General features: G+C 73.4%; 1 protein-coding gene. It reads left to right on the top strand.

Annotation, left to right across the window (positions count from 1 at the left end; genetic code table 11):
* Positions 1–32: 32 nt before the first annotated feature.
* Positions 33–2,090: an endonuclease/exonuclease/phosphatase family protein gene (locus AC2W7G_RS14390; protein WP_485869040.1), complete on the top strand. Its 2,058-nt coding sequence runs from the start codon at positions 33–35 to the stop codon at positions 2,088–2,090.
* The last annotated feature ends 94 nt before the right edge of the window (positions 2,091–2,184 follow it).

The following is a 2,184-nucleotide window of genomic DNA, read 5'->3' as shown; positions in this document are numbered from 1 at the left end:
CCGAGCCGGAGCCCGAGCCGGACCCCGACGAGGTGTCCATCGCCGACGTGCAGGGCACCGGCGCGGCCAGCCCGCTGGCCGGGCGCACGGTGACCACCACGGCGTGGTCACGGCGGCGTTCCCGACCGGCGGCTTCAACGGCGTCTACCTGCAGACCGGCGGCACGGGCGCGACGCGGCCCCCACCGCGTCGCACGGCGTCTTCGTGTTCGGCTCGGCCGTCGCCCGCGGCGTCCGCGTCGGCGACACCGTCACCGTCACCGGCCAGGTTGTCGAGTACAACGACCTCACCGAGATCAACGCGACGTCGTTCGCCGTCGCCGAGCAGGCGCAGCCGGCCGTCAAGCCGAGCCCCGTCCGCTTCCCGATGGGCGAGGCCGAGCGCGAGCGCTACGAGGGCATGCTCGTCGAGCCGGTCGGCACGTACACGATCACGAACAACTACAGCACCCACCAGTACGGCGAGATCAGCCTGGCCCCGGGCACCGAGCCGCTGCGTCAGCCGACCAACGAGGCCCGCCCGGGCACGGACGCCTACGCCGCCCTGGTCGCGTCGAACGCGGCCGCGCTCGTCACGCTCGACGACGGCGCCTCGACGAACTACCTGAACGCCGCCAACCAGGGCACGCCCGTGCCGTGGCTGACCCCGCAGAACGAGGTGCGGGTGGGCGCCACGACGACGTTCACCGAGCCCGTCGTGCTCGACTACCGCTTCGGCTGGAAGCTGCAGCCGACCGCCCAGCTCACCGCCGACGACGCCCAGGGCGTGCGTCCGGTCGCCGAGTTCTCGAGCACCCGCGAGGCCGCTCCCCGGGAGGTCGGCGGACGGCTGAGCCTGGCCACGTTCAACGTGCTCAACTACTTCCCGACCGTGGGCGAGGAGTACGCGGCGACGACGGGCGCGACCTGCACCTACTACCGCGACCGGTCCGGCGCGAACATCACCGTCGACGGCTGCGGCCCCACGGGTCCGCGCGGCGCGGCGAACGACGCCAGCCTGGCCCGCCAGGAGGCCAAGATCGTCCGGGCGATCAACGACCTGGACGCCGACGTCGTGTCGCTGGAGGAGATCGAGAACTCCCGCCACTACGGCCCGGACCGCGACGCGGCCCTGGCCACCCTGGTGGCCGCGCTGAACGCCGACGCGGCGCCGGCACGTGGGCGTTCGTGCCCTCCCCCGCGGCCGTCCCGGCCGACGAGGACGTCATCCGCACGGCGTTCATCTACCGCCCCGCGGCGGTCGAGCCGGTGGGCTCGTCGGCGATCCTGGACGACCCCCGGTTCGCCAACGCCCGCCAGCCGCTCTCCCAGGGCTTCAAGCCGAAGGGTCACGGCGACGACGACGTGTTCGCCGTCATCGTCAACCACTTCAAGTCCAAGGGCTCGGGCAGCGGCCCGGACGCCGACACCGGCGACGGGCAGGGCGCGTCGAACTACTCGCGCGTGCGCCAGTCCGAGGCGCTGGTCGAGTTCGCGACGGCCGAGCAGCAGCGTCTGGGCACCGACAAGGTGTTCCTGACCGGCGACTTCAACGCCTACGCCGCGGAGGACCCGATCGTGACGCTCGAGCAGGCCGGCTACACCGACCTGGCCGACGAGCTGACCGACGAGGAGACGTACCAGTTCAGCGGCCTGATCGGCTCGCTCGACCACGTGCTCGCCACCCCGGCGGCGCGGGCCTGGGTGACCGGCGCGGACGTGTGGAACGTCAACGCCTACGAGTCGATCGCGCGTGAGTACAGCCGCTACAACGCCAACGTCACCGACCTGGTCGACGCCAGCGCGTTCCGCTCCTCCGACCACGACCCGATCAAGATCGGGATCGACCCGGGCGAGCCGCCGGCGGCCCTCTCGCCGACCCGCACGCACGCCGTCGCGACGCCGCTGGGCACCGTCGCCACGGTGACCGCCAAGGGCGGGCGGCCCACCGGCACGGTGACGCTGCTGCGCGACGGACGCGAGCTGGCGAAGGCCCGCCTCGTGCTGGGCGTGGCCTACTTCTCGCCGCTGCACTACGGCTTCCGCACGAAGGGGCTGAGCGTCCGCTACGACGGCGACGGCCGCTACGCGCCCCTCGACCGGAGCCGCTGACCGGGACCACGGACGCCCCGCACCCGGTCGGGTGCCGGGGCGTCCGGTGCGTCCGGACCGCCTACGACGTGCGCGGCGAGCCACTACCCCCACG

The sequence above is a fragment of the Aeromicrobium sp. PFPM2_SD2 genome, assembly GCF_057364525.1.
Note: the sequence above shows the minus strand (reverse complement) of the source record. Positions and strands in the feature narration are given on the sequence as shown.